At 32.3% G+C, this 23,152-nt stretch carries 19 protein-coding genes and 1 pseudogene (1 of these 20 running past the window's edge); 9 read left to right on the top strand and 11 right to left on the bottom strand.

Features of this window, described 5'->3' with window-relative positions; translation table 11 throughout:
- Positions 1-4 precede the first annotated feature (4 nt).
- A complete protein-coding gene (gene tenA / locus IGJ11_RS04480; RefSeq protein WP_207432499.1) occupies positions 5-688 on the top strand; it encodes a thiaminase II in 684 nt (227 codons plus the stop codon).
- A gap of 419 nt (positions 689-1,107) precedes the next feature.
- On the opposite strand, the gene yqeK is transcribed toward tenA, so the two are convergent.
- Both yqeK and IGJ11_RS04470 read right to left on the bottom strand, forming a co-directional pair.
- Complete coding sequence (gene yqeK / locus IGJ11_RS04475; protein ID WP_207432509.1) at positions 1,108-1,701, bottom strand: bis(5'-nucleosyl)-tetraphosphatase (symmetrical) YqeK; 594 nt, start codon at positions 1,699-1,701, stop codon at positions 1,108-1,110.
- A gap of 1,117 nt (positions 1,702-2,818) precedes the next feature.
- On the bottom strand, positions 2,819-3,340 hold the full coding sequence (locus tag IGJ11_RS04470; RefSeq protein WP_207432511.1) for a thioredoxin family protein: 522 nt from the start codon (positions 3,338-3,340) through the stop codon (positions 2,819-2,821).
- Between the two features lie 29 nt (positions 3,341-3,369).
- On the opposite strand from IGJ11_RS04470, the gene IGJ11_RS04465 reads away from it, so the two are divergent.
- The 3 genes from IGJ11_RS04465 to IGJ11_RS04455 all read left to right on the top strand — a co-directional run bounded on the left by IGJ11_RS04465 (position 3,370) and on the right by IGJ11_RS04455 (position 4,998).
- On the top strand, positions 3,370-3,681 hold the full coding sequence (locus IGJ11_RS04465; RefSeq protein WP_207432513.1) for a hypothetical protein: 312 nt from the start codon (positions 3,370-3,372) through the stop codon (positions 3,679-3,681).
- A 748-nt stretch (positions 3,682-4,429) separates the two neighbouring features.
- Positions 4,430-4,648: a leucocin A/sakacin P family class II bacteriocin gene (locus IGJ11_RS04460; protein ID WP_207432521.1), complete on the top strand. Its 219-nt coding sequence runs from the start codon at positions 4,430-4,432 to the stop codon at positions 4,646-4,648.
- Positions 4,648-4,998, top strand: a complete 351-nt coding sequence (locus IGJ11_RS04455) for a bacteriocin immunity protein (RefSeq protein ID WP_207432523.1) — start codon at positions 4,648-4,650, stop codon at positions 4,996-4,998. Before IGJ11_RS04460 ends, IGJ11_RS04455 begins: the two co-directional genes overlap by 1 nt.
- 172 nt (positions 4,999-5,170) lie before the next feature.
- On the opposite strand, the gene IGJ11_RS04450 is transcribed toward IGJ11_RS04455, so the two are convergent.
- Positions 5,171-5,413, bottom strand: a complete 243-nt coding sequence (locus IGJ11_RS04450; protein ID WP_438772368.1) for a hypothetical protein — start codon at positions 5,411-5,413, stop codon at positions 5,171-5,173.
- A gap of 272 nt (positions 5,414-5,685) precedes the next feature.
- On the opposite strand from IGJ11_RS04450, the gene IGJ11_RS04445 reads away from it, so the two are divergent.
- The 3 genes from IGJ11_RS04445 to IGJ11_RS04435 all read left to right on the top strand — a co-directional run bounded on the left by IGJ11_RS04445 (position 5,686) and on the right by IGJ11_RS04435 (position 6,411).
- A complete protein-coding gene (locus IGJ11_RS04445; protein ID WP_207432525.1) occupies positions 5,686-5,883 on the top strand; it encodes a DNA/RNA non-specific endonuclease in 198 nt (65 codons plus the stop codon).
- Positions 5,884-5,975: 92 nt separating this feature from the next.
- Complete coding sequence (locus tag IGJ11_RS04440) at positions 5,976-6,140, top strand: leucocin A/sakacin P family class II bacteriocin (RefSeq protein ID WP_207432557.1); 165 nt, start codon at positions 5,976-5,978, stop codon at positions 6,138-6,140.
- Between the two features lie 4 nt (positions 6,141-6,144).
- On the top strand, positions 6,145-6,411 hold the full coding sequence (locus IGJ11_RS04435; RefSeq protein ID WP_207432527.1) for a bacteriocin immunity protein: 267 nt from the start codon (positions 6,145-6,147) through the stop codon (positions 6,409-6,411).
- A gap of 245 nt (positions 6,412-6,656) precedes the next feature.
- Here the strand turns inward: IGJ11_RS04435 and IGJ11_RS04430 are convergent, their stop codons facing one another.
- Positions 6,657-10,661: a Cna B-type domain-containing protein gene (locus IGJ11_RS04430; protein ID WP_438772366.1), complete on the bottom strand. Its 4,005-nt coding sequence runs from the start codon at positions 10,659-10,661 to the stop codon at positions 6,657-6,659.
- 852 nt (positions 10,662-11,513) lie between these two features.
- Between IGJ11_RS04430 and IGJ11_RS04425 the strand changes: the two are divergent.
- A pseudogene (locus IGJ11_RS04425) lies at positions 11,514-12,593 on the top strand (ISL3 family transposase).
- A 196-nt stretch (positions 12,594-12,789) separates the two neighbouring features.
- Here the strand turns inward: IGJ11_RS04425 and IGJ11_RS04420 are convergent.
- Complete coding sequence (locus IGJ11_RS04420; protein ID WP_207433563.1) at positions 12,790-13,941, bottom strand: PTS transporter subunit EIIC; 1,152 nt, start codon at positions 13,939-13,941, stop codon at positions 12,790-12,792.
- A 130-nt stretch (positions 13,942-14,071) separates the two neighbouring features.
- A complete protein-coding gene (locus IGJ11_RS04415) occupies positions 14,072-16,711 on the bottom strand; it encodes a glycosyl hydrolase (protein ID WP_438772364.1) in 2,640 nt (879 codons plus the stop codon).
- Between the two features lie 150 nt (positions 16,712-16,861).
- On the opposite strand from IGJ11_RS04415, the gene IGJ11_RS04410 reads away from it, so the two are divergent.
- The gene (locus IGJ11_RS04410; RefSeq protein ID WP_178306077.1) at positions 16,862-17,824 is read left to right on the top strand and encodes an AraC family transcriptional regulator; all 963 of its coding nucleotides are present in this window, start codon (positions 16,862-16,864) and stop codon (positions 17,822-17,824) included.
- A gap of 120 nt (positions 17,825-17,944) precedes the next feature.
- On the opposite strand, the gene IGJ11_RS04405 is transcribed toward IGJ11_RS04410, so the two are convergent.
- The 5 genes from IGJ11_RS04405 to IGJ11_RS04385 all read right to left on the bottom strand — a co-directional run.
- On the bottom strand, positions 17,945-18,196 hold the full coding sequence (locus tag IGJ11_RS04405; protein WP_251850089.1) for a hypothetical protein: 252 nt from the start codon (positions 18,194-18,196) through the stop codon (positions 17,945-17,947).
- A 145-nt stretch (positions 18,197-18,341) separates the two neighbouring features.
- Positions 18,342-18,830, bottom strand: coding sequence for a PTS sugar transporter subunit IIA (locus tag IGJ11_RS04400; protein WP_251850091.1), 489 nt, complete (start codon positions 18,828-18,830; stop codon positions 18,342-18,344).
- Positions 18,831-18,940: 110 nt separating this feature from the next.
- Complete coding sequence (locus tag IGJ11_RS04395) at positions 18,941-21,355, bottom strand: glycoside hydrolase family 3 N-terminal domain-containing protein (protein ID WP_207433566.1); 2,415 nt, start codon at positions 21,353-21,355, stop codon at positions 18,941-18,943.
- 40 nt (positions 21,356-21,395) lie between these two features.
- Positions 21,396-22,829, bottom strand: coding sequence for a PTS transporter subunit EIIC (locus tag IGJ11_RS04390; protein ID WP_178306081.1), 1,434 nt, complete (start codon positions 22,827-22,829; stop codon positions 21,396-21,398).
- 16 nt (positions 22,830-22,845) lie between these two features.
- Positions 22,846-23,152 carry the 3' portion of a family 43 glycosylhydrolase gene (locus IGJ11_RS04385; protein WP_178306082.1) on the bottom strand. 671 nt of this gene lie beyond the right edge of the window, so the window shows 307 of its 978 coding nt (coding positions 672-978); the start codon falls outside the window, past its right edge; the stop codon is at positions 22,846-22,848.

The raw sequence follows: 23,152 nt of genomic DNA, 5'->3' as shown, positions 1-23,152 counted from the left end.
ATCAATGTCATTTTCAAAAAATTTAAAAATCGAAGCTTATGACAGCTGGGAAAAAGGATTTAATCATCCATTTATTCAAGAATTAGGAAAAGGTATTCTTGCTAAAAAAACATTTCAATTTTATTTACTACAAGATTACTTGTATTTATTTGAATATGCTAAAGTATTCGCATTAGCTGCCACCAAATCAGACAATGAACATCAATTATTTCATTTTGTGGAAGCACAATACAGTATTCTAGCAACAGAACTTGACTTACATCGCCAATATATGTTGGATTATGCTATTGAAAAAGAAGAATTTAACACCGTACAACCTTCTTTTTACAATCGCTCTTATACAACAAATATGCTAGCAATCGGCCATAGTGGAGGTGTCGCTGAAATCATCGCAGCTATCCTTCCCTGTGCTTGGACCTATTACGATTATGCGAGTCGTTTAAAAAAACGATATCAATCGAGTTTAGAAAAGAACCCCTATCGCTCCTGGATTGATTTATATGCAGATCCTAGTTTTGAAAAATCATTTGAGTGGATGTTTGACCTGTTGGATGAATTAGCCGAAATGAAAAGTGCGAAGGACCAACAAAAAATAAAACAAATTTTTATATCAAGTTTGGAATTTGAATATCTTTTTTGGGAAATGTCTTATTATGAAGAAATGAATCTGATTCCATTATCAGAATAAATTGTATAGTGATCTCAGTAGACAACTTCTTCTGCTTTCGTTTAAAGCAGATCTAGTAAAACATGTTAAGTCTAGGACACTCTCCTTTTAGTCTCTATACCAGACGAACACTCAATCATTGTAGGACTGATAGAGTATTCTATCGGTCCTGATTTTTTTATAAAAAACTACCACACTACCGTTAAGATGAAGTTATTCAACCCATCAATCTGAAAGAACTTATTTGATCACGCCAAACTACTAAGTAAAATTGTGTATGTCTTTTACTGCTTTGAGAATAATCGTTTGTCTAGTCCTCATCGGTGATTGCACTCATTCGACATAAAAAATAGTAATCTCTCTATAAAATTAACTGACGAAAATATAATCATAAAAAAGCACAAATTCTTTATTGAACCAAATAGAATTTTCTCATAAACTCACATTCCTAAGTCACACATTGCGTCTTTTAACCAAGGATGTAAAACGAAAATATCCGTTAAAGCCCATTCAATATAGGTTTTACACCCTTGATCTAAAGAGATGTCTAAAGCTTTGTCCAATTGTTTTAAATAAGGAGCACTATGGTCTCTATCCCATTTAATCTTATCTGCAATGAAAACAACTTTATCTAAACTAGAAGCATTTTTTTTAAGCGTTGTATGACATTCAATAGCTGATAATATTTCTCTATCCTTTATATTGAATAGTTCTTTTGCTATACATACTGATTGTTTTTGGTGGAGAATCATAGGTAGTTTCTCTTCTTCTTTTAGAACTTCCTCCCCTAAACTCTTTTGTTGTTCTATCCTTTCATCATCAGGAATGACTACGCTAATATCATGTAACAAACCAGCAAGATAGGCTTTATCTTTTGGTACATTAAATTTTTCTGCAAGTTCTTTCGCCTTGTTGGCTACTTCATACGAGTGAAAGACAGTTTTATCTTTCTCATAATAATTCAAAAATTCTCTGACTTGTATTTCAATATTTTTAGAACTAAAGGGTATCTTATACTCAATAATGTTCTTCATTTTAACTCACCTTCCAATGAATGCATTTACATTATTATGTATTAATAAGGTCAAAAATAAAGTTCGACAATCATTCCATCCTCTGATAGTTTTGCTCCTTTAAGCTTTCACCTATCAGCTCAGATGATTTTAGGAAAAAAGCTAAAAGAAAAATGAAGATAGACTGATTTGCAGTATGAAAAATTGATGTTTGCTCCTTTTTAGCTTTTCGATTCCCATGGATCAGGGTACAACGAATAAAATCATCAAATCAATCTAAGTGCGTTTTGATTTCTTACTGTCTGACTTATTCCTATCAGATAACAAACCATAAGTGGCATAAGCAGGAATTACTACAGCTAAGAACATTTTAACGAGAAACTTAAAAACTTTCATATGATTCACCATCCTTTATATGTTACTCATACTTTATCATACTACCTATTAATAACCCAGCTATCACAGGTGATCGTTTATCCTTAGAGACTAACTACTTCTTACTTCTCTCTCATTATTTCATGAGGTTGTGAAAAGAGTGTCTTGACCTGAGCGCTCACCAAGTAAAAACTGCGACGAGTAATCGCAGGAGCATTAAGGATGAAAATCTCGAAATAGCTCCTCATGTTTTGAGATTTTTTGACTTATCGCCGAAGGTCAGCTCTTTGAACACCGTTTATTCGTTTTTAGAGATACTAGAATATTATCTGTCATGGTAATACTAATTTAACCAAATAAAAAGAACAGAAAGAAATTTTCTTCTTTCTGTCCAAATGATTCTAAGATTTCTCTTTACCAACATCATTTGACAAAGAGCCTTTATTTGTATAATCAATTCAGTTCAAAATGGTTGAAAAAACTATGTCTGCAAATACCATCCCTGCAGTAAAAGTTAAAATAATCAAAATAATTTTTTTGACTACTAACCAATTCAGTTTAGACATTAAAAGTACCCTTCTTTCATATTATTTATATCCAAAACAAAAAATAATTCACTAAAAAAATCAATCAAATATACATGTTTGAAGTATTTCCATTGATTCTAACTTTAGAAATAATTTTTATAACATATTATAAATTTCAATTGTCAACTTCATTAAATTTAAGGTTTAACAATTTCATTTTATAATTTTATTGTTTTTCAAATTCCAAAAAAATTACTAAAGTTTCCATCTTCAATATTAAATTTTATGAATGTATTTTTAGTTATTTTTATAAAGCTAGGAACTGAGTCAATTTCATATTCTGTTCTCACCTTTTTTATTTGTAAGTTTTCGTCTGTGTCTTCTGTATCAATATAATAAATATCTAAATTAGACGGTTTCTCTTTAGTCAATAATGAAACAAAATTTCTACAATAAGGACAGCTTAGTCGTCCAAAATATACAAATATATCCTTATTTCTTTTTTCATTAACGATATTTTTTAAATTCTCAGGATTAATTTGAATAAAATTTTTCGTATTTTCTTTATATGCTTCAGCAATTTTTTTATTTACGGGAATATTTTTCTGATGCTCTGAAACTGAAATAGAAGTTTCTTTCATTTGTTGATGTGTAGAACCCTTTTTAGAACAACTCACTTGTAGAACTAAAAATATAAATAAAAGTATACTTAAACTAAAAAAGTTATTTAATTTTTTTTCATTACTAAACCACTCCATTTTCAATTTTAGAAAGCGATTTAATTAACTTGTTTGATAAAATAAAAACGAAATTATATAAACTAGCACTAGTTACTTTGTTCAGTATTTCTAGTATGGGCATATCTACTATTGTTAAAGCTGAAAGTATACCAATGAAAAGTGGTCCTCAAATTCAAACACGCACTCGCGGATCTATAGGAAAATATGGTAAACGTCCAATTATTTATAAAAGTGGATTGACATCAAAGCAGTGGAATTGTTATGTAAACATGGCAGGTTCAATGATTTTATCTTCTCCTTCTGTTCCTTATGTAATGTTGGGCACAGGATTATTATCTTGGAATAATGCTTGTAGGTAAGCTACGTGAAAGAAGATGTTGTCATGAATACTAAATATGTTTTTAAAAAAAAATTTAACCTGTTTATTGTTATTATTCAACCTTTTGTTAGTCAACTTATAAGTTACTTTAGCTTGGGGTCATTTAATTTAACAACTTTCACACGATATTTAGTGATGGTTATACTTTTTATTATAATAACAACAATTGGGCAATATATATATTTTAAAATAAGAGAACATCATTAAAAAACGTTTATATAAAACCATTTCCTGCTTTTTCTTATTATAAATGGGATTTTTAAACTCCAAGACAACATTATGAAAAATAAGTAATTGAGGATATACCTCTTTTCAAACGGAAAAATATTTCAGTAATAAATGACAGATATAAGATTTATTTATAAAAACTGAGATATAAGATTTTGATTGCTCATCAAATCTTATATCTCAGTTTTCATTTAAACATATTTTTTAATCTCAAAATAAGTGAATAACTTTTCTTTTTAAATGGCAAAAATTCTTAGTAATGACAATTTAGAGATCGTCTTATTCTCCTTGTTTAACCAACTATAGGGCTGATTAACTCAAAATGATCTTAGAATCGTTATATGAACACTAAATACTATATTGTTTTCTATTAATCGTTATATAAACGATTATGAATTCAAAGCTACTTTTATGACGTCAATCATTGTTATATAATAAAATTACTAAAGTTATTTAATATTACAAGCAATCTAAAAAAATTCGAAAAGGAAAAAATGATTATGAAAAAGAAAGTATTGAAACATTGTGTTATTCTAAGAATATTAGGAACTTGTCTAGCTGGCATTGGTACAGGAATAGACGTTGACGCAGCTACTTACTATGGAAATGTTCTTTATTGTAACAAAGAAAAATGTTGGGTAAATTGGGGACAATCATGGTCAGAAGGGTTAAAACGTTGGGGAGATAATCTTTTTGGTAGTTTTATTGGAGGCCGATAATGACTTCAATAAACATTGATCACACAAAAAAAGTCATACATGAATTATATAATAGTTTAATGACACGACCTAATCAGACAAAAGCATTATTAGATATTACTGATGTTTTATTTCAGGTATATAAAAAAATTGATACAGCAAAATATCCTGAAATTCTTGTAAATAAATTAGTTAATTATATTTACATCGTGGGTTTTGATAATAAAATACGCTTTATTGATAATGATGAAAAATTATTAATAGAATTAGGGGATATTTCTAAAAAAGCTGGAATTAATAGTAAATATAAAGCAAACTTTACAGATAAATCGCAATTTTATAGTTATTCAGAAACAATGCCTCCACGATAAAATATAGTATACTACTATAAATATAAAAAATTGATAAAGAAAAGTTAGACAAAAATGTCTAACTTTTTTTTGTTCAACTAGGTTCACTACTATAAGAGATTCTCATTCATCTTGTTTGACAAAACTATACAACTAGTTAATTCAAAATGACCTTAGAATCGTTGTATGAACACTAAATACCATATTGTTTTCTATATTCTACATAGATTCTCTTACCTGAAATAATGGATAGTCCAAATTTCTGCTTTGCTGGATCAATATATCTTAGTACTAATTGGTCTAAGTTTACAAATTCTAAGTTATTTAATATCCACTGCTTGAGAATAGCTTTTCCTCTTTCAAAAGTGGCAACTTCTTTCTGCGATTGAATCGACCAATTATCTTCTTCGATAAAACAAACGAATTTTGCATTCAAGTATTTTGTAGTGTTAAATTTGAGTGTACCCTAAATAGACACTGACGGATCATTGAAAAATCTAGTTGTCACTTTTCTATTTAAATAGCAAAAATTTTTCTCAGTATTTGTCACACAAAAATTCGAAAAATATTCTATAGCTTTATAGAAGGGCCAACAACTTTTAAGGTTTTGATCCTGTTTTAATTCCTCATTTCAGCGTTCTTTCAATAGTTCATTTAATTAAGTTCAGATAGATATAAAATTAGATCTCAATAGGGTATACTCCAGGAATGGAAGAATATGAAAATCAAGTAGCAAAATATTTGAGAAAAGTAGGAAATTATGTGCGTTATTGTGTGACACTCGATTTTCGAGGGAATGAATTAATTCCCAGAAGAATACAAATGAGATTAGTTTTAACAATGATTTTTTATTGCCATTATGCTTTCAAAACAACTGTTTATGATATAATTATCAAATTTTTCTAAAAATCATTTATAATTATTTTAGAAAGAGAAGGTATTGATTTATGAGAAAAAAATTATTTAGTTTAGCTCTTATTGGAACATTTGGGTTAGCTGTGACAAATTTTGGTACAAAAGTTGATGCAGCTACGCGTTCATATGGTAATGTTGTTTATTGTAATAATAGTAAATGCTGGGTTAACTGGGAAGAAGCTAAAGAAAATATTGCAGGAATCATTATTAGTGGCTGGGCTTCTGGTTTGGCAGGTATGGGACATTAATACTATGAAAAGTAATAAATCTATCAACAAAGTTCTAGAATTAACTGAAACAGCATTAGCCACCCCGGAAATTAAAAAAGATAAAAATCTATGTGAAATTTTAGAAAAAGTAAAAGCTAGTGCTGCTAAAGGTGAATTTTATTATGATTACAAGAAAGAATTTCAACCTGCAATTAGTGGATTCACTATTAGAAATGGCTTTTCCACCCCGAAGGTTTTATTGGAGTTACTTGCTGAAGTAAAAACTCCCAAAGCATGGTCGGGACTTTGAGTTACGATAAGTGCCATTCTATTTTTTGTAAAAGTATCTAATTGAGTTTTAAGGAACATATGGAATATAGAAATTAAAATGTTACAATATATTTGGAAGGAACAGAAAGAAAAATAGTTCTTTCTGTTCACCAATCATTCTAGGGTTTCTCTTCACCAATATTGTTTGACAAAGAGCCGAAAATTTTACTAGCTTTTATGTTTTTAAATAAACCTATCGATCCAATTCCAATAATTATAAAGATCTCACTTTTTATATTTCTTAATCCACAAAATTAAGCTGACTGCTAATACTAATATACCAAGAAGTATGAATATATTTGACTTATGACTACCTGTTCTAGGTAGGAATTTTTTAATAATATTATCCTTATTGACTTTATTATTCTCTTTATTGATCAATGTGCTTTTTTTATCAACCTTATGAGTGTTTGTAATCACGATATTCCCCATATTTTTCTCATTTACTTGGCTCGTGTAGCCATCTACTTTTCCAACTTCTTTTACTGTATACGTAACTGTTTGACCTCCAGATTTTTCCGATAGGTTATTCCACGTTGTAGTCCAACTATTATTTTCACTCAACTTCACAACGTTTCCAAATTCTTTTCCATTGGCATACAATTGGACTTTGATACTATTTGGACGTAGACCATCTTGGTTATTATTATCGTTCCATGTTTTTGTTACACTTACACTGGTTTTTCCAGGGGTGTAACTGTTGGTGATATCGAATCCTTTGATTTCTGTATTGTACTCTGGCACTTGGTTTTCCGTCACCGTATAGGTGATTTCTTGTCCATTTTCGTATTTTGGTAAGTTAGTAAACTCATACTTCCAACCGTCGGTTTCACTTACTTCTTTGCTTTGTACTTGCTTCCCATTTGCCAGTAAGTTCACCGTAATATTTTTTGGTCGTTTTCCATCTTGATCTTCATTGTCATTCCATGTTTTTTGACCAGATACTTCTGTCGTTTCCGGATTATGCGTGTTCGTGATTTTCACATTTCCTAAATCACTCTCGTCTACTTGACTCGTGTAACCTGGCACTTGGTCTACTTCTTTTACTGTATAGGCAATGGTTTGTCCCTTCGCTTTTTCGGCTAGATCATTCCATGTATGGTTCCATTGATTTCCTTCTGTCAACTCAATTGGTGATCCTTTGGCTTCTCCATTGGCATACAATTGGACTTTGATACTATTTGGACGTAGACCATCTTGGTTATTATTATCGTTCCATGTTTTTGTTACACTTACACTGGTTTTTCCAGGGGTGTAACTGTTGGTGATATCGAATCCTTTGATTTCTGTATTGTACTCTGGCACTTGGTTTTCCGTCACCGTATAGGTGATTTCTTGTCCATTTTCGTATTTTGGTAAGTTGGTAAACTCATACTTCCAACCGTCGGTTTCACTTACTTCTTTGCTTTGTACTTGCTTCCCATTTGCCAGTAAATTCACCGTAATATTTTTTGGTCGTTTTCCATCTTGATCTTCATTGTCATTCCATGTTTTTTGACCAGATACTTCTGTCGTTTCCGGATTATGAGTGTTCGTGATTTTCACATTTCCTAAATCACTCTCGTCTACTTGACTCGTGTAACCTGGCACTTGGTCTACTTCTTTTACTGTATAGGCAATGGTTTGTCCCTTCGCTTTTTCGGCTAGATCATTCCATGTATGGTTCCATTGATTTCCTTCTGTCAACTCAATTGGTGATCCTTTGGCTTCTCCATTGGCATACAATTGGACTTTGATACTATTTGGACGTAGACCATCTTGGTTATTATTATCGTTCCATGTTTTTGTTACACTTACACTGGTTTTTCCAGGGGTGTAACTGTTGGTGATATCGAATCCTTTGATTTCTGTATTGTACTCTAGCACTTGGTTTTCCGTCACCGTATAGGTGATTTCTTGTCCATTTTCGTATTTTGGTAAGTTGGTAAACTCATACTTCCAACCGTCGGTTTCACTTACTTCTTTGCTTTGTACTTGCTTCCCATTTGCCAGTAAATTCACCGTAATATTTTTTGGTCGTTTTCCATCTTGATCTTCATTGTCATTCCATGTTTTTTGACCAGATACTTCTGTCGTTTCCGGATTATGAGTGTTCGTGATTTTCACATTTCCTAAATCACTCTCGTCTACTTGACTCGTGTAACCTGGCACTTGGTCTACTTCTTTTACTGTATAGGCAATGGTTTGTCCCTTCGCTTTTTCGGCTAGATCATTCCATGTATGGTTCCATTGATTTCCTTCTGTCAACTCAATTGGTGATCCTTTGGCTTCTCCATTGGCATACAATTGGACTTTGATACTATTTGGACGTAGACCATCTTGGTTATTATTATCGTTCCATGTTTTTGTTACACTTACACTGGTTTTTCCAGGGGTGTAACTGTTGGTGATATCGAATCCTTTGATTTCTGTATTGTACTCTGGCACTTGGTTTTCCGTCACCGTATAGGTGATTTCTTGTCCATTTTCGTATTTTGGTAAGTTGGTAAACTCATACTTCCAACCGTCGGTTTCACTTACTTCTTTGCTTTGTACTTGCTTCCCATTTGCCAGTAAGTTCACCGTAATATTTTTTGGTCGTTTTCCATCTTGATTTTCATTGTCATTCCATGTTTTTGTTCCTGTGATATTAACTTGTTCAATATTTTGATTGGTTACTGTAAGCCCATTTTCTATTTTTTTATATCCATTCGGAACAAAATCATTTCCGTTCTGATCAACTTCTTTGACACTATATTTATATTCATTACCATAATCATCATATTGATCTAAATCATTCCATGTAAATGAATCTTGTCCATCTTTGATTTCTCCTAGATTTATGTTTGAAATCTCTTCTAGTTTATTATCCGTCGATATTGCGCGGAATAATTTAAAATAAATAGTTGGTCGAGGTAATTCCCCACCTTCCCATTTTTTCGTTGCTGTAACATTTATTTTTTTCTTTTCATTAGTTATATTTAATTCGATCCCTTTAGTATCTGTCTCACTAATCGAAAATTTTATTTCAGGTGTATTTAATGGATCGAAATGAATCCATTCTGGTGCACTTATTTCTTTTACAGCATATTCACCTACTGCTAAACCTTTAATTACTGCAACTCCTTGTTCATTTGTTTTTAAAGTGACACTATCTTTTCCTTGAATAAGCTGCCCATCTACTCTTCTTAACTCAAATTGAACATTTGGAATCCCAATATCTGTCCCTTGAATATTTTTCACAAGTTTTAATTCGCCTTTGACTGTTCCAGTAATTCCGCCTGAAATATTTATATTTTTCACTGAATGATTAAAAGCTTCGCCTTCAACGGCTGGTTGATTGTACTCTTTAAACCAAGCTGTAGAATTATTAACAAAGGACTCTTGATTATCATTAGTAATAATCGTCTTATATGCAATTCTAAAAGTTGTTAGATTTACTATATTGGCAGGTAAGATGACAGTAATAGTATTATCATCTACTGAATAGTTGAATGTTGATCCTGGATATTCCGTTAAAAATTTAGCGACTCCTTCTGTGCCTCTGTAATTCTTTGAATAACCATTCATTTCTGTTGTGATTTCAAAAGTATCTGGATCAAGTCTTTGCCCTCGTTGAATTTCATCTATTATATATACCTCTTTTTCTACATATGCTTTATTATTATTAATATTCAAAAACCAACGAACATGTTGTGTATCTTCTGGAAGCATATCACCGGTTTTATAATAAAATACACTGCTATTACCTGAAGCTGGTTTGGTTACAGACACTTCCGCATTCTTATTACCACTACTTATTGTCAAATCACCTGTATTTTCTTGACTGGTATTAGTTAAGTTTCTTGCTAGCATCTCAAATTGAGCCCAACCCTCTACATCATTCAAATTGCGTATATTCTCATTGAAAACAATTGTAGCATTATCATTTTTTACGTAAATTGTTCCAACATTTTTACCTTGAATAAGTAAATCAATGTTTTTATTATATCCTGTTCCAAAAATTTCCCCATTACTATTCCAACTTACCCTGATATAATCCTGCGGTTTAATGTCTATAGATTTTTCGTCAAATTCTAGTCTAACAGTAAAATTCTCACCATCTCTTACATTTTTAGGATCAACACTTAAAGAGGTAACATTACTACTGACATCTCTACCCTCTTCTGCATATACAAATTGCGGAAGAAGAGAAGAAAAATTGGATAACAAAAATAAAGTCAATACTAGTAGATTATTCAATTTTTTCATTCTTAATTCTCCTAACTATATAATTGGCATACCTAAAAAGAATCACGTTAAAAACGTAACATAAAACAAACATAGCTATCTCTAGTTTTAACAAGCCAAGCAAATTATACCTGATTTGTATAATATAGCAAAATATTTTATTTATAGTCAACATTGGATAAAACTGAACATATATATAGGTATAATTATGTAATACGAAATTAAAATATGTTATTTTTAAATTATTTTATACTTAATATTAATAATATATTTTATATTATGAAAGTTATTCCACCACCCCATCATTTTATTTTCGTACGTTATATATATCAATGGCATACCTAAAAATATTAGATTTAAAAAATATTAGATTTAAAAAATATTCCTGTACTTATATATAACACCAATTAAATTTTATAATTAAATACATAGATTTCAGTAGATTTTGATAGTAAAACATGTATATTGATGATTTAGGATTTTCTCCTTCAACTGTACTTGCTTCCAAGAATATTTTTCATAAGTCTCTCCATTTTTTTATCTTAAAATGTTCGTGTTCTTATATTCTCATGGTAATATTCGTAGTTTGATTTGTTACATCGAGTGAACTTAACCTTCCAAAAATCCTTTCTCTGCGTATGAGTCGATTTCATATTGGGGATCGACAGTTGTGCCTAATTTCGTGATGAAAGATTCACTGAAGTTTCTACATGATTATCCTCACCTTACCAACTAGTGTGTAATTTCGTCTCTATACTTTTTGATGTTGGTGGATTCCACTGACATCTTTTTTATTGATAAAAAAATAGAAAAGACACCTTGAATCCTCCTTTAGAATTGATTTGGCATAACCATTCATAAGGAGGATTCAAGATGTCTCAGACTCAGCTTATCAAAGATACCCTAAATATTCTAGACCTAACTATCTATTTCGAGGAAAATTGTTTAACCAAAGAAAGATAAAAAGGACAAATTTGCTTGATTTACAAAGGTACTCTTCAATACACGCCCGAAGAGTGTCCACTTTGTCTTTGTGTCGTTGATGACGGAAATCGCTCGTCAGAAAAATATTTCCACTTCTTCGGTTTATCGTGTCATGAAGAGATTTTACCGCCCATTGAACCCTTTCAAACAGACTTTACCAAAGGTCTTATGCTTTGATGAATTCAAATCAGTTCGAAGTGTCGCAAGTGCCATGAGCTTTATTATGATGGATGGACAAAGGCACGAACTATTAGACATTGTTGAAAATCGACGATTGCCTTATTTAGAACGCTATTTTTCTCGGTTTTCCTTAGCGACTCGAAAAGCCGTTGAATTCATTGTTATTGATATGTATGCCCCTTATGTTTCATTGGTTAAAAAGCTTTTCCCAATGCTCAGTTGATTATTGATCGTTTCCATATTGTCCAACATATAGGCAGAACTTTTTTAAACCACCGAGTAAAGGAAACCAATGCACGACTTAAAAGTACTTCTCAATACCAACGTGGGCTTGGTAAAAAAATGAAACGTTATTGGAAACTCCTGCAAAAAGAAGAAGCAAAGTTGAACGATGAAAAACGGGTTTGGCGTGCCAGTTTCAAAGATTACTTAACTGAAAGTGAGATTGTCGACCGATTGTTAGCTACTTGTCCCAATCTACGACAAGGCTATCAGTTATACCAAGATGTTCTTTATGCAACAAAGAAAAGAGATCATTCACTATTTGAGAACTGTGTATCCAGAGAAGTCTGCCAGTTACCTGAAACTTATGCGACAACTTTGCGAACACTTAAAAAGTTTCTGCCACAGATCCAAAATGCCCTCCGCTACAGTTATTCAAACGGACCACTAGAATGTTTAAACAACCATATTAAAGTATTAAAACGCAATGCTTATGGGTTTCGAAATTTTTATCATTTCAAACGTCGGATCATGATTCGACACGGTAAAACTATTTTAACCAAATAAAAAGAACAGAAAGAAGTTTTTCTTCTTTCTGCCCAAATGATTCTAAGATTTCTCTTTACCAACATCATTTGACAAAGAACCTCATTATTTAGTAATGAACAATTAATCATCTGGATTTTTTTGCTCATTTTTATTTTATTGTTACATGTGTATTCTAAAAAAAATGAAAGCAGACAACATCTGGGTGATTATTTAACTAATACATCGATAGATCTGCTTTTATTTCCTTTTTATTTACTTCTTTTTTTAATCCCCAAACCAATGTTATTAGGAAAGCAACAGTGAAACCAATAATTTGAGAAGCTATTCCTCCATAAAAACCGACATCAATTCCTTTACTATTGATAATTAACGGGATTCCTAATAGTCCAAATCCGCCAAAAGCATATTGTACTGTATTTGTCATACCAGCAATCATTGCCCCTACACTGCCACCAATTACAGCTGCAACAAGAGGTCTTTTCAACGGAAGTAATACTCCATAAAGAGCTGGTTCAGCAACACCTATTAAAGTAGTGACTCCTACTGAATAACACAACGCTGTTAAATCTTCCTTTTCTGATTTCAGTCCTGCAGCAAAAGATGCTCCTGCAATCGCAAATTGACTTGCTAGTAATAGTCCTAAAATTGGATTATACCCTTGCACTGCTATATTGCTAATGAAAATAGGGATAAATAGCCAATGTAGTCCTAGTATAATTAATAAAATCCATGTTCCACCTAATACTATTCCAGCTATAATTGGGCTAAAGCTATACACTAAGTCCATCATTACAGCGATAATTTTACTAAACCGAGATACAAAAGGTCCGATAGCTAATAAAGAACTAGGAATAATAACTATCAAAATAAGCATTGGTTGAATTAAAAAACGTACCTCTCTTAATGGGATTTTCTGAATTTGTCTTTCAATTTTTGAAGCAAACCATACTGCTATAATTACTGGAAAGACAGAAAAAGTATAATCTGTCATATTTACCGAGAGACCTAAAAAAGTTAAATTTCCTTCTGAAATATAAGGAATAAGTGAAGGATAAATCATTGACGCACCAATAATCATTCCCAAATAGCTATCTATTTTGAAATATTTTGCCGCTGAGGCACCGAGGACAACTGGCATAAAATAGAAAAATGTATTTGAAATAGCAAATATAATAATATATGTCCCTGAATCATCTTTAAGAATATGACTTACTTGCAGAATAGACAATATACCTTTAATTGTACCTGAAGCAGCTAATATCCCTAGAACGGGAGAAAAAATACCTGAAACAGTTGCTGAAAATGCATCAAATACATTCCTTTTATTTGTCACAGCAACTTCTTTTGAAAAATTCACGTTATCCACTCATTTCCCTCCTACATAAAATTACCAACAAAGCGATTAAACGAGTTTCTCAAGCAGTGATAGTATAAAAATCAAGAAATCAATTCTCTATAAATTTCTTAATCTTTATTTTAACTAGCAGACCGGACATTTAATATTCAATCAATGTAACACTTCCTGAAATTCCTACTGGGTCTAAATATAAGTATTGAGATAAGTAGTCCTTCACATGACGACCTAAATTATTTATAACAGCTATCTCCAATTCATTTTTACCTACCCTAAGTTTTTCGGATAAATCAAAATTATACGGATATGAAATTTTAGTTCCAATCTCCTCGCCATTTAATCGAACTGTTGCTATTTCAGATAGATCTGAAATATTCAGAGATAACTTTTCGCTTTTAGATTCGAAGTAAGTTTTATAAATTAATTCACCAGAAAAATCACTAAATTCAGGTAACTTTGTTAGATTCGGTAGCTTATCAAAATTCCAATTTCTTCTTTCAGGTAATCCATATCCTCTAACAATTTCCACAGACCAAGGATAATGATTTAAAGATGATTCATTTATTCCAACTTCATCCACCTCAATACGTTGTTTAAGTTCATTTTCAGTATAAAAAATAAGTGTTTCTCCGCGATCTAAATAGACCTGGTACTTACCTTGTATTTTAGTTGGTCGAACAATCCTATTTTCAATTGGATTATAGATTAATAAATCTTCTTTTGTTGGAAATGAAGCAGCAAATTCTAGTGGTTCATACAGATCTTCGTTAAATAGCATGAATATCTCTCCATCTTTTTGAGTATAGTGATAATACCTCAAATATGGAGAAACTTTATCTACTTCTAATTGATCCACTTGATTTCTAAGATTCTTATTTAAATCGCTTAAATTACTTACTTTACATTTTTCTTTGATCTTCTCAAATAACTCTGTATCCGTTATGTTTTCACTAGTCCCTAATGGATAGCCGTCTACAAAAATAACTGATACGCCTTTATCTGCTAGACGGGTTATCTGATTAAGCAATTTGATTGGTAGTCTTTCTGAATACGGTATGATCAATGTATTGAATGTCATTTCATTTAACACAAATTTTGAGTCAACAATAAGTGCTTGGTTGGTTAGCATGTCTGCAGAAATGATATTAAAACCAATTTGATTTTCAGTTAAAGTTCTAGCAGGCTTTTGAAATAACATATAGTCTCCAGACCACTCTGCTTCGGCATGATATAACACTCCAACTGAACTAGTAAATTTCCCTTCTGAAAGCAAATAACTGATTCGATTTACATATTCAATCAACTTATTCATATATGGAAATTGCATATTATGACCATGTGCATAAAAATGTGGTGGACAATCAGGATCTGGAAATTTTTTCATTGTAAATGCATGAGGAACAAAATAATTTACTCCATTTACTAGCATGTGATCTGTTATCCATTTCATTAAACGAAGACCTTCAGACCAGCCATATGCTCCATAAACTTCACACATCGTTCTTCCTTTTTTTTGTGGGTCTAATTGACCTAGTGAGGAACCTAATTTTGCTAATCCATATGTGAAAAATTCTCCATCCCAACCGGTACTTGTATACGACTTAAATAAATCATTGTTTTGGCGAGGAATCAATTGATGTAATACAACATCAATTCCTGACATCTGCTGTCCTGCCATTGACCTAAAGAAATGACCAGCACCATAACCTAAACGAGCATGAGCGTTATTATCTTCAATCACATGACCAATATATTCAACATTTCGATTATTACACCATTCTCCAATGACCTCGGAGAAATTCTCTGAATACAACTGACTTACTAAATTCATATACTGGTATCGAACTTCGTGCGCTTCTTTATTTTCACCAGTAAACAATAGCAATAAATAGGGGTATATTTTATCTTGAGGAATCCTCATTTTTTCTGCTAATTCAACCTCTAACCCTTTTCTCCATGATAGTTGCATTTCTTGTCTTCCAATTGATGCATTTGGTCCTTTAACATTACCAAAACGTGGTTCATCAGAAAAAAATCCAGCAATTGTTTTTCCAAATTCTTTACCAAAATGCTTATAATGAGGCTCATAAACGGTATCTATTAATACTTGTGTGGATTCTTTAACTAATGGGTTTAAGTACCCTTTTGTGGCTTCTTCCCCACCTTCGAATGTAGTGTACAAAGCAAAAATGGTCCACTCACCTTCAGGTACACTCCAAAATAGCGTACGTTCATTCATATACTCACTAAGATCAATAATTATTTCTTCATCAATTTCACTGTAGGCTGTTTTCTTAGCTGCAAAAATACCCAAAATCTCATTTTTTATGTTATTTGAATGAGCCGAAAGCTTTTCTACCTCTGTCCCAACATTCATTATATTTGGCCGTTCTGAAACCAACCAATCTAGCAGAATTTCTGCATCTTCTCGTGGTCCAACAAAATCCAATGACTTCATTGCTAAGAACTGTTTTTGTAAATGAGGATACTGTGCTTCGATTACTCCCGCTGCATAGCCTGTTGGAAAATGCTTATCGTCTAGTACCCAGACAGTCATGTTTAGCTTTTTACATTCTTTAATAATAAATGACAAATCAGACCACCATTGCTCCTCTAAAAAGTTCTCATACGGCCTTGATTCAATGCAAATTGATTGGATACCTGCATCAGAGATTTTTTCTAAATACTCACCAATTATCTGATGATCTTCTCCATGCATCCATAAAAAAGGTAAAAAATGATTATCATATTCTCGGTTAATTGCCTTAACAATTTTCTTCAATTATCTAATTTCCTCACTTTCTATTTTTCATACATATGTAAGAAAATTTTTTATTTTCTTATAATATGGTATTATGATTACATTCATCCATCAATGTCAAAACACATGTATTTTTATATCATTTTCTACGAAAGGAGTGCTTCTACTCTCATGGAGCTGCAATTACTAGAAAAAAACTTGTATAAGAAAAATAAAAGTGAACTGCGTTATTTAGAAACCCACACTCTTTCAAAATCTTATGAATTCATGAAATTCAAGATGATTAACCAACAAAAAGTCTATATATTTGATGGCTATATTCCTAAAAATGACGACTTTACCATTCAAAAACATAATCGATTTGCTCCAGTTCCTACACACATACACAATTTCATAGAGATCAATTATATTTTTAATGGTCAATGCACACAAATCATTGATGGCAGAGAAGTTCTCCTTACCAAAGGACAAATTTGTCTAATTGATACAGATGTCCCTCACTCAATTAAAGAAACAGGAGAACAAGATATTATAATCAATATATTGATTCATAAAAACTACTTTAAAAACCAGCTGCTCTCAAATTCTTTAAATAAAGGTATCATTACAGATTTCATAATGAATGTCATATCTGAAACTGCCAATCACCGTCAATACATTATTTTTAAAAACAGGGACTTTGAAAAAATTCACTCTACAATTTGTGATATGTTGCTTGAATCGTACTCTCCAAATATAGGAGATAAACAAGTCATTAGTCATTATCTTAGTATCTTTTTTATTAAGCTGCTTCGAGACTTTGATTATGAAACAAACGGTCAAACAAGCCGCAAAGAACAGGAAATATTGGAAATTCTAAAATATTTGGAAACAAATTATGAAAGTTTGGATTTATCTTTATTGGCCAAAAAATTTAATTACACACCAAATTATCTAAGCACCTTATTGAAAAAGAAAATTGGGAAAAGTTATTCAGAAATTATTTTAGAGAAAAAACTAGACCGTGCACATGCGCTATTACAACATTCTGACTTAACAATTAATGATGTAGCCATTGCAGCCGGTTTTACAAACCCAACTTTCTTCTATAATAAATACAAAGAAAAATTCAATAAGCTACCTTCGGAAAGATAATAAAAGATAGCAGACGCAATGTAACAGACTTCTATTACTTTAAATTTCTTAAAAAGTAACTAAAATTGTTTAGCTACTTTTTAAGAAATGTCGTCATAATAAATCAACTGTCTTCTTGCGTTAAAAGAATTTCTCTTCTCTCTTTTTTCGAGAAGAGAAACTTTCACTTACCCAGTTACTTTGCTGCTCACAATACTTCTTGTCATGGGTTAAATATCTATGACCTCTACCTGCAGTATAAGAAAAAACTGAACCTTTAGTTTCTACAAGTCCATGAAATATTTTATTTGTTTTTATACATTCAAATTCGACAGACAATTCTATATTTTTATAAGATATTTTGTAAGGCCAGTTGCTTAGTTGATTCGGCATAAAAGAAGCCATGTACTCATTTTTTTATAATTGAAGACTGATATATTAATGTCTTTACCGTTTTTTAAAGACAGCACACTCAATTTTTTCCACATCCCTATATCCTGAACCATAGCAAGTATCGAGTTCTCATAGTATTAAACTTTCACTTTAGCTGGACTAATCCAATTGGTTGTTTTTCAACCGTATCAGAGTCAGTCTTCATTTCTATCAAGTCTATTATTTCAGTATCCGTGAACACAATTATCACTGGGTTTCCTTTCCCTTTGGCTTCTATTAAAGGCCAATCAACCTTCATTAATAAGGTATTTTCATCAACCGTTTCCCCTATATCTATCAGCAACTCAAAAGGTTCTCCATTCAGCTCAACTGTGTCTAAACCTATATGAATAAGTATTTCCAATCCCGCATCTGTTTGAATACCTATCGCATGCTTTGTTGGGAAAATATTTACTACTTTACCGATGACTGGAGAATATATTTCATTACTATTAGGAATAACTGCAAATCCATCACCTAACATTTTTTCAGAAAATACCCCATCGTTGATATATTCAATAGGGATAACTTTTCCTTTTACTGGACTAAAAATAGTAATATCTTTACTTTTATTCTTTTTAAATATTTTTAACATAGTATTTCCTCCTAAATTTTTAACATACTTTATCGTCAAGAAAAGCCATGACTTGTTTTATTACCTTAAAAGAAACAAGGGAACAAGTTCACGGCCTTAATCATTATTATTTAGTCTAAAATTTTGTGAGAAGCATAGAAGTTTCTATCTTTGCTTGCCATATACTTGCTTTCACTAATGGAGAATTTTTCTTCCAAATGAATATCGTTTGCTGAACTCCCTACTAACAAATCAAATTCGCCCGCTTCAATCTTCCACTTCATATCTTCATCTAGAAATGCAAATTGACTTGGTGAAATAGAAAATTCAATTTGCTTACTTTCATTTGGTTCTAATACCACTTTACAAAATCCTACTAATTCGCGCTCTGGTCTAACCATTGACGCAACTTTATCTCGAACATAGACCTGCACAGTTTCTATACCTGTTCTATCACTGATATTTTGCACCGTAATTTGAATACATACTTGTTCAAATGGCTTAATCTCTTTTTTCTCAACATTCAAACCACTGTATTCAAAAGTGCTGTATGACAATCCATAACCAAAGTAGTATCTTGGCGTATGAGGTAAATCAATATAAGTCGAAAAAGGTGAATCTGTTCCTACATGGTAGCTTGATCCTTGACTATGATTATAGTAAAGTGGTGCTTGCGCTGAGCTATAGGCAATAGAAACTGGTAATCTGCCACTAGGATTATTTTTGCCAGTAATTGTCTCAACAATTGCTTGGCTACCGTATTCCCCCGGATTCCAAGCTTCAATAATTGCTTGAGCGTATTTATCAGCAGCATTACTTGAAATAGGTCTACCATCTAAATGAACAACGATAAAAGGAATTCCCTTTTCTCCTAGTTTTTCCAGAAATGCTTCTTGACAGACAGGAAGATTGATACTGCTTGAATCAACACCTTCACCCGTTGAACAAGATGTCCCCCAACCATATTTTCCACCTACCGTGACAATCGTTATGTCAGATTCTTCAGCAAGTTTTAATGCTGGTTCATGTTGGCTCATATCATCACCAACATATGGATAGCCATATTCATAACTCACTTCTGCTGTGGGGCATGCTGTTTTAAATTCTTCAAAAATATTGTTGCAATGCTCGTAGGCTTTCCTGGCAACTTGTTCCAATTTAGGAATTTCAAGCTCTATCATACTACCAGGATAAGTTGCTTTCTTTTGATTTCTCCATAATACGTCAGAATCTTGAACTTCTATACCTGCCATTGTATTTCTTGCACCCATAGCTAACTCAACAACACTCATATATGAATAACCGCCAAACAAACTTCTTACTGATTTACCTAAATGACCAATAATTGCAATTTTTTTATTATCAGTATTTAATGGTAAAATATTCTCATTTTTTAAGAGAACTAGTGATTCTCTTGCATATTGCAGACTAACCTCTTTAGAACTTTTAAGGTTGAATATTTCCGAAATTTCTTCTTCAGATTTTGCAAATGGACTTTCAAAAAGTCCTAATTTAAATTTTTCGATTAGAATTCGTAGAACAGCCTCATCAAGTAATTTGGGATTAATTTCTCCTTGATCAATCAATTTAACTAAATTATCACTATAGGCTTTAGGTGTTGGAAATTCCATATCAAATCCTACATCTAATACTTTAGCAGCCGTATCATCGGCATTCTCACAAACATGCATACGAGTATACAATTCTTCAATTGAAGCATAGTCAGATACTAGTAATCCATTAAATCCCATTTCTTTTCTCAGCAAATCCTTTAAGATTTTTTTTGAAGCCGTAACAGGTTCACTGTCAACGGTACCATACTGGTTCATTACAGATCTCAAATTACCTTTAGCTATTGCTGCTTGGAATGGTTTGCCAAATATTTCTTGTAATTCTCTAGGAGGGATATTGCTTGCTGCTGCATGGATCCCTCCTTGCCCGGCATGATATCCAATAAAGTGTTTGCTAGTTGCCATAATTTTGTAATTTGAATTTTCACCTGAGTTCTGAATTCCTGAAACATATGAGGTACCCAGTGCTGAGACTAATGTAGGATCTTCACTGTAACTTTCTCCATATCTTCCTAATCTAGCATCTCTTGTAACATCAAGAACTGGGGCTAGAGCATGTTTGATCCCCACTGCGTCCATCTCTTTTCCTACTACTTGTCCCATTTCTTTTTCTAAAGATGGATTCCAAGCAGAACCTCTTCCTATTCCAGTAGGAAAACTCGTTGCTTCAGGCATCAATACACCAGTTAATCCTTCTATATGAAACAATGCTGGAATAGAAAACCGACTATTTTTCATCACTTGTTTCTGGTAAGTATTTAACTTCTCTGCAACCATTTCTTTTGAATCATCCCATGCAGCTGCAAGGAAAGCCACTGCCCCTACACCATGAGAAAAATCATTTTCCAAGTTAGGACCATTTTTGTCTTTCGGATTGTAGCATTGTAATTGAGCTACTTTTTCTTCTGTTGTTAATCGTTTTAGAAGATCATGAGCTCTTTCTACATTTGATAAGTTTGCATTTTGATAATTCAATTTTTCTCAAACCTTTCTTAATTTGATTACTACACCTATACTAAGCTATATCCAGTTTTTCATCTGGCTTTGTCATAAAGAATGTTAAGACTGCACTAATACCAAATGCAACGAAGAAACAAATTATCCAGCCAATCAAAGAATTGGGATTACCATTTGGATTCATGTGAGCACCAAATGTTAAAACGCCTCCAACTGTTGCTGGAGAATATTGGTTAACTCCAAGAAATGAAGACAGCATGCCAGCGATACCACCAGAAATCATAGCCGCAATAAATGGTTTTCTGTAAGTCAAAGCAACTCCAAAGATTGCAGGCTCTGTAATCCCAAATAAGGCAGAAGTCATTGTTGAAAAACCAAGAGCTTTTTTCGTTTTGTCTTTTGTTTTCAAAGCAAAACCAAGTGATGCACCTGCTAATGCCCAAACTCCCATACCTAAAATTGGGTTAAATGCACTAGAACCTTCTCGTAAAACAATATCCGTCAAAACAGGAATCAAAGCATAGTGGATACCAAACATTACACATACCTGCCAAAATGCTCCGAAGAATAACCCTGCAAGAATTGGGCTTAAACCATACATTCCAGTTACAACGCCACCTAATAGTTTCCCAACTTCTGTAAATACCGGTCCAATTGCAAGAAACATTAAAGGAATCATAACAACAATAACAATCATAATCTTGATAAATTCTAAAAATTGCGGAATATACTTATCTAAAAAGTGTTCAAATTTTGCTGCAATCATTGTACCAATTAGCATTGGAAATAGAGAATTACCATACCCTACTTGTGGAACAGTAATACCAAGAAAATTAATAGCCTCCGCTTCTACACCCAAAGCTGTAACAATTGCAGGAAATACCATACTTGAAGCAATTGCTGCCGCAATATATGGATTTGACTTCATGTATTTTGCTGTAGAGAACGCAATCATTAGTGGCATTAAATATAAAAAACCATCGTTGGCTGCTGCCCAAATAATATAAGTTCCATCAGTCTCTTTTAATAATCCAGCTAAAACAAACAGAGCCAGCAATCCTTTAAATACCCCAACTGCTGCCATTGTTGGTACAAGTGGATAAATTGTATTCATTAGCATTCTTGAAACTCTGTTAATCAGTTTTTCTTTATTTTTGTCCCGAATTGAATCAAGTTTGTCCTTCATTCCAGTAACATCCTCAGACATTTCAACTCCATCAGCTGTTACTACCTTACTGCTTGCTTCATTGCTCAAAATGTTCTCTACTTCTTTATAGGCATCATTCACAATATTTCCAACAACTACTTGATATTGACCACCTGCTCTCATTACTCCAAGAACTTTATCTATTTTTTTTACTTTATCATCGTTTGCTTTAGATTCATCTGCTAATACAAATCTTAATCTTGTTACACAATGGGTGACACTTACAATATTGTCTTTCCCACCAACTTCATCTACAATTTGTTTTGCCATTTCTTTCAAACTCATTTTGGGCTCCCCTTCTCTATTTATTCGGATTCCAGTGTGGATGCCAAATTATTTGTGGTATTCCACTACTTAAGTCAATAGGTAGCCAGACATATTCTGAAATGCTTGTATCTATGTTCCATGAACTTTTCTCAATTTTTTTCGTCAGGTCAACAACCCAACGATCGCCTATTGCGATGTACAACTCCTTATTTGGTACTTTAAATACACTACTTATTTGTGAATTAAAAGAATTTTTCTCATTATCATTTATACACGGATCACCTGTTATATACCATGGACCATGTATATTAGATGCTTTCGCTGCTAACGATGAATTTGGA

The organism is Enterococcus sp. DIV0691, from assembly GCF_051711145.1.
Taxonomy (GTDB): domain Bacteria; phylum Bacillota; class Bacilli; order Lactobacillales; family Enterococcaceae; genus Enterococcus_B; species Enterococcus_B hirae.
This window is presented reverse-complemented; position numbering and strand designations above follow the sequence as displayed.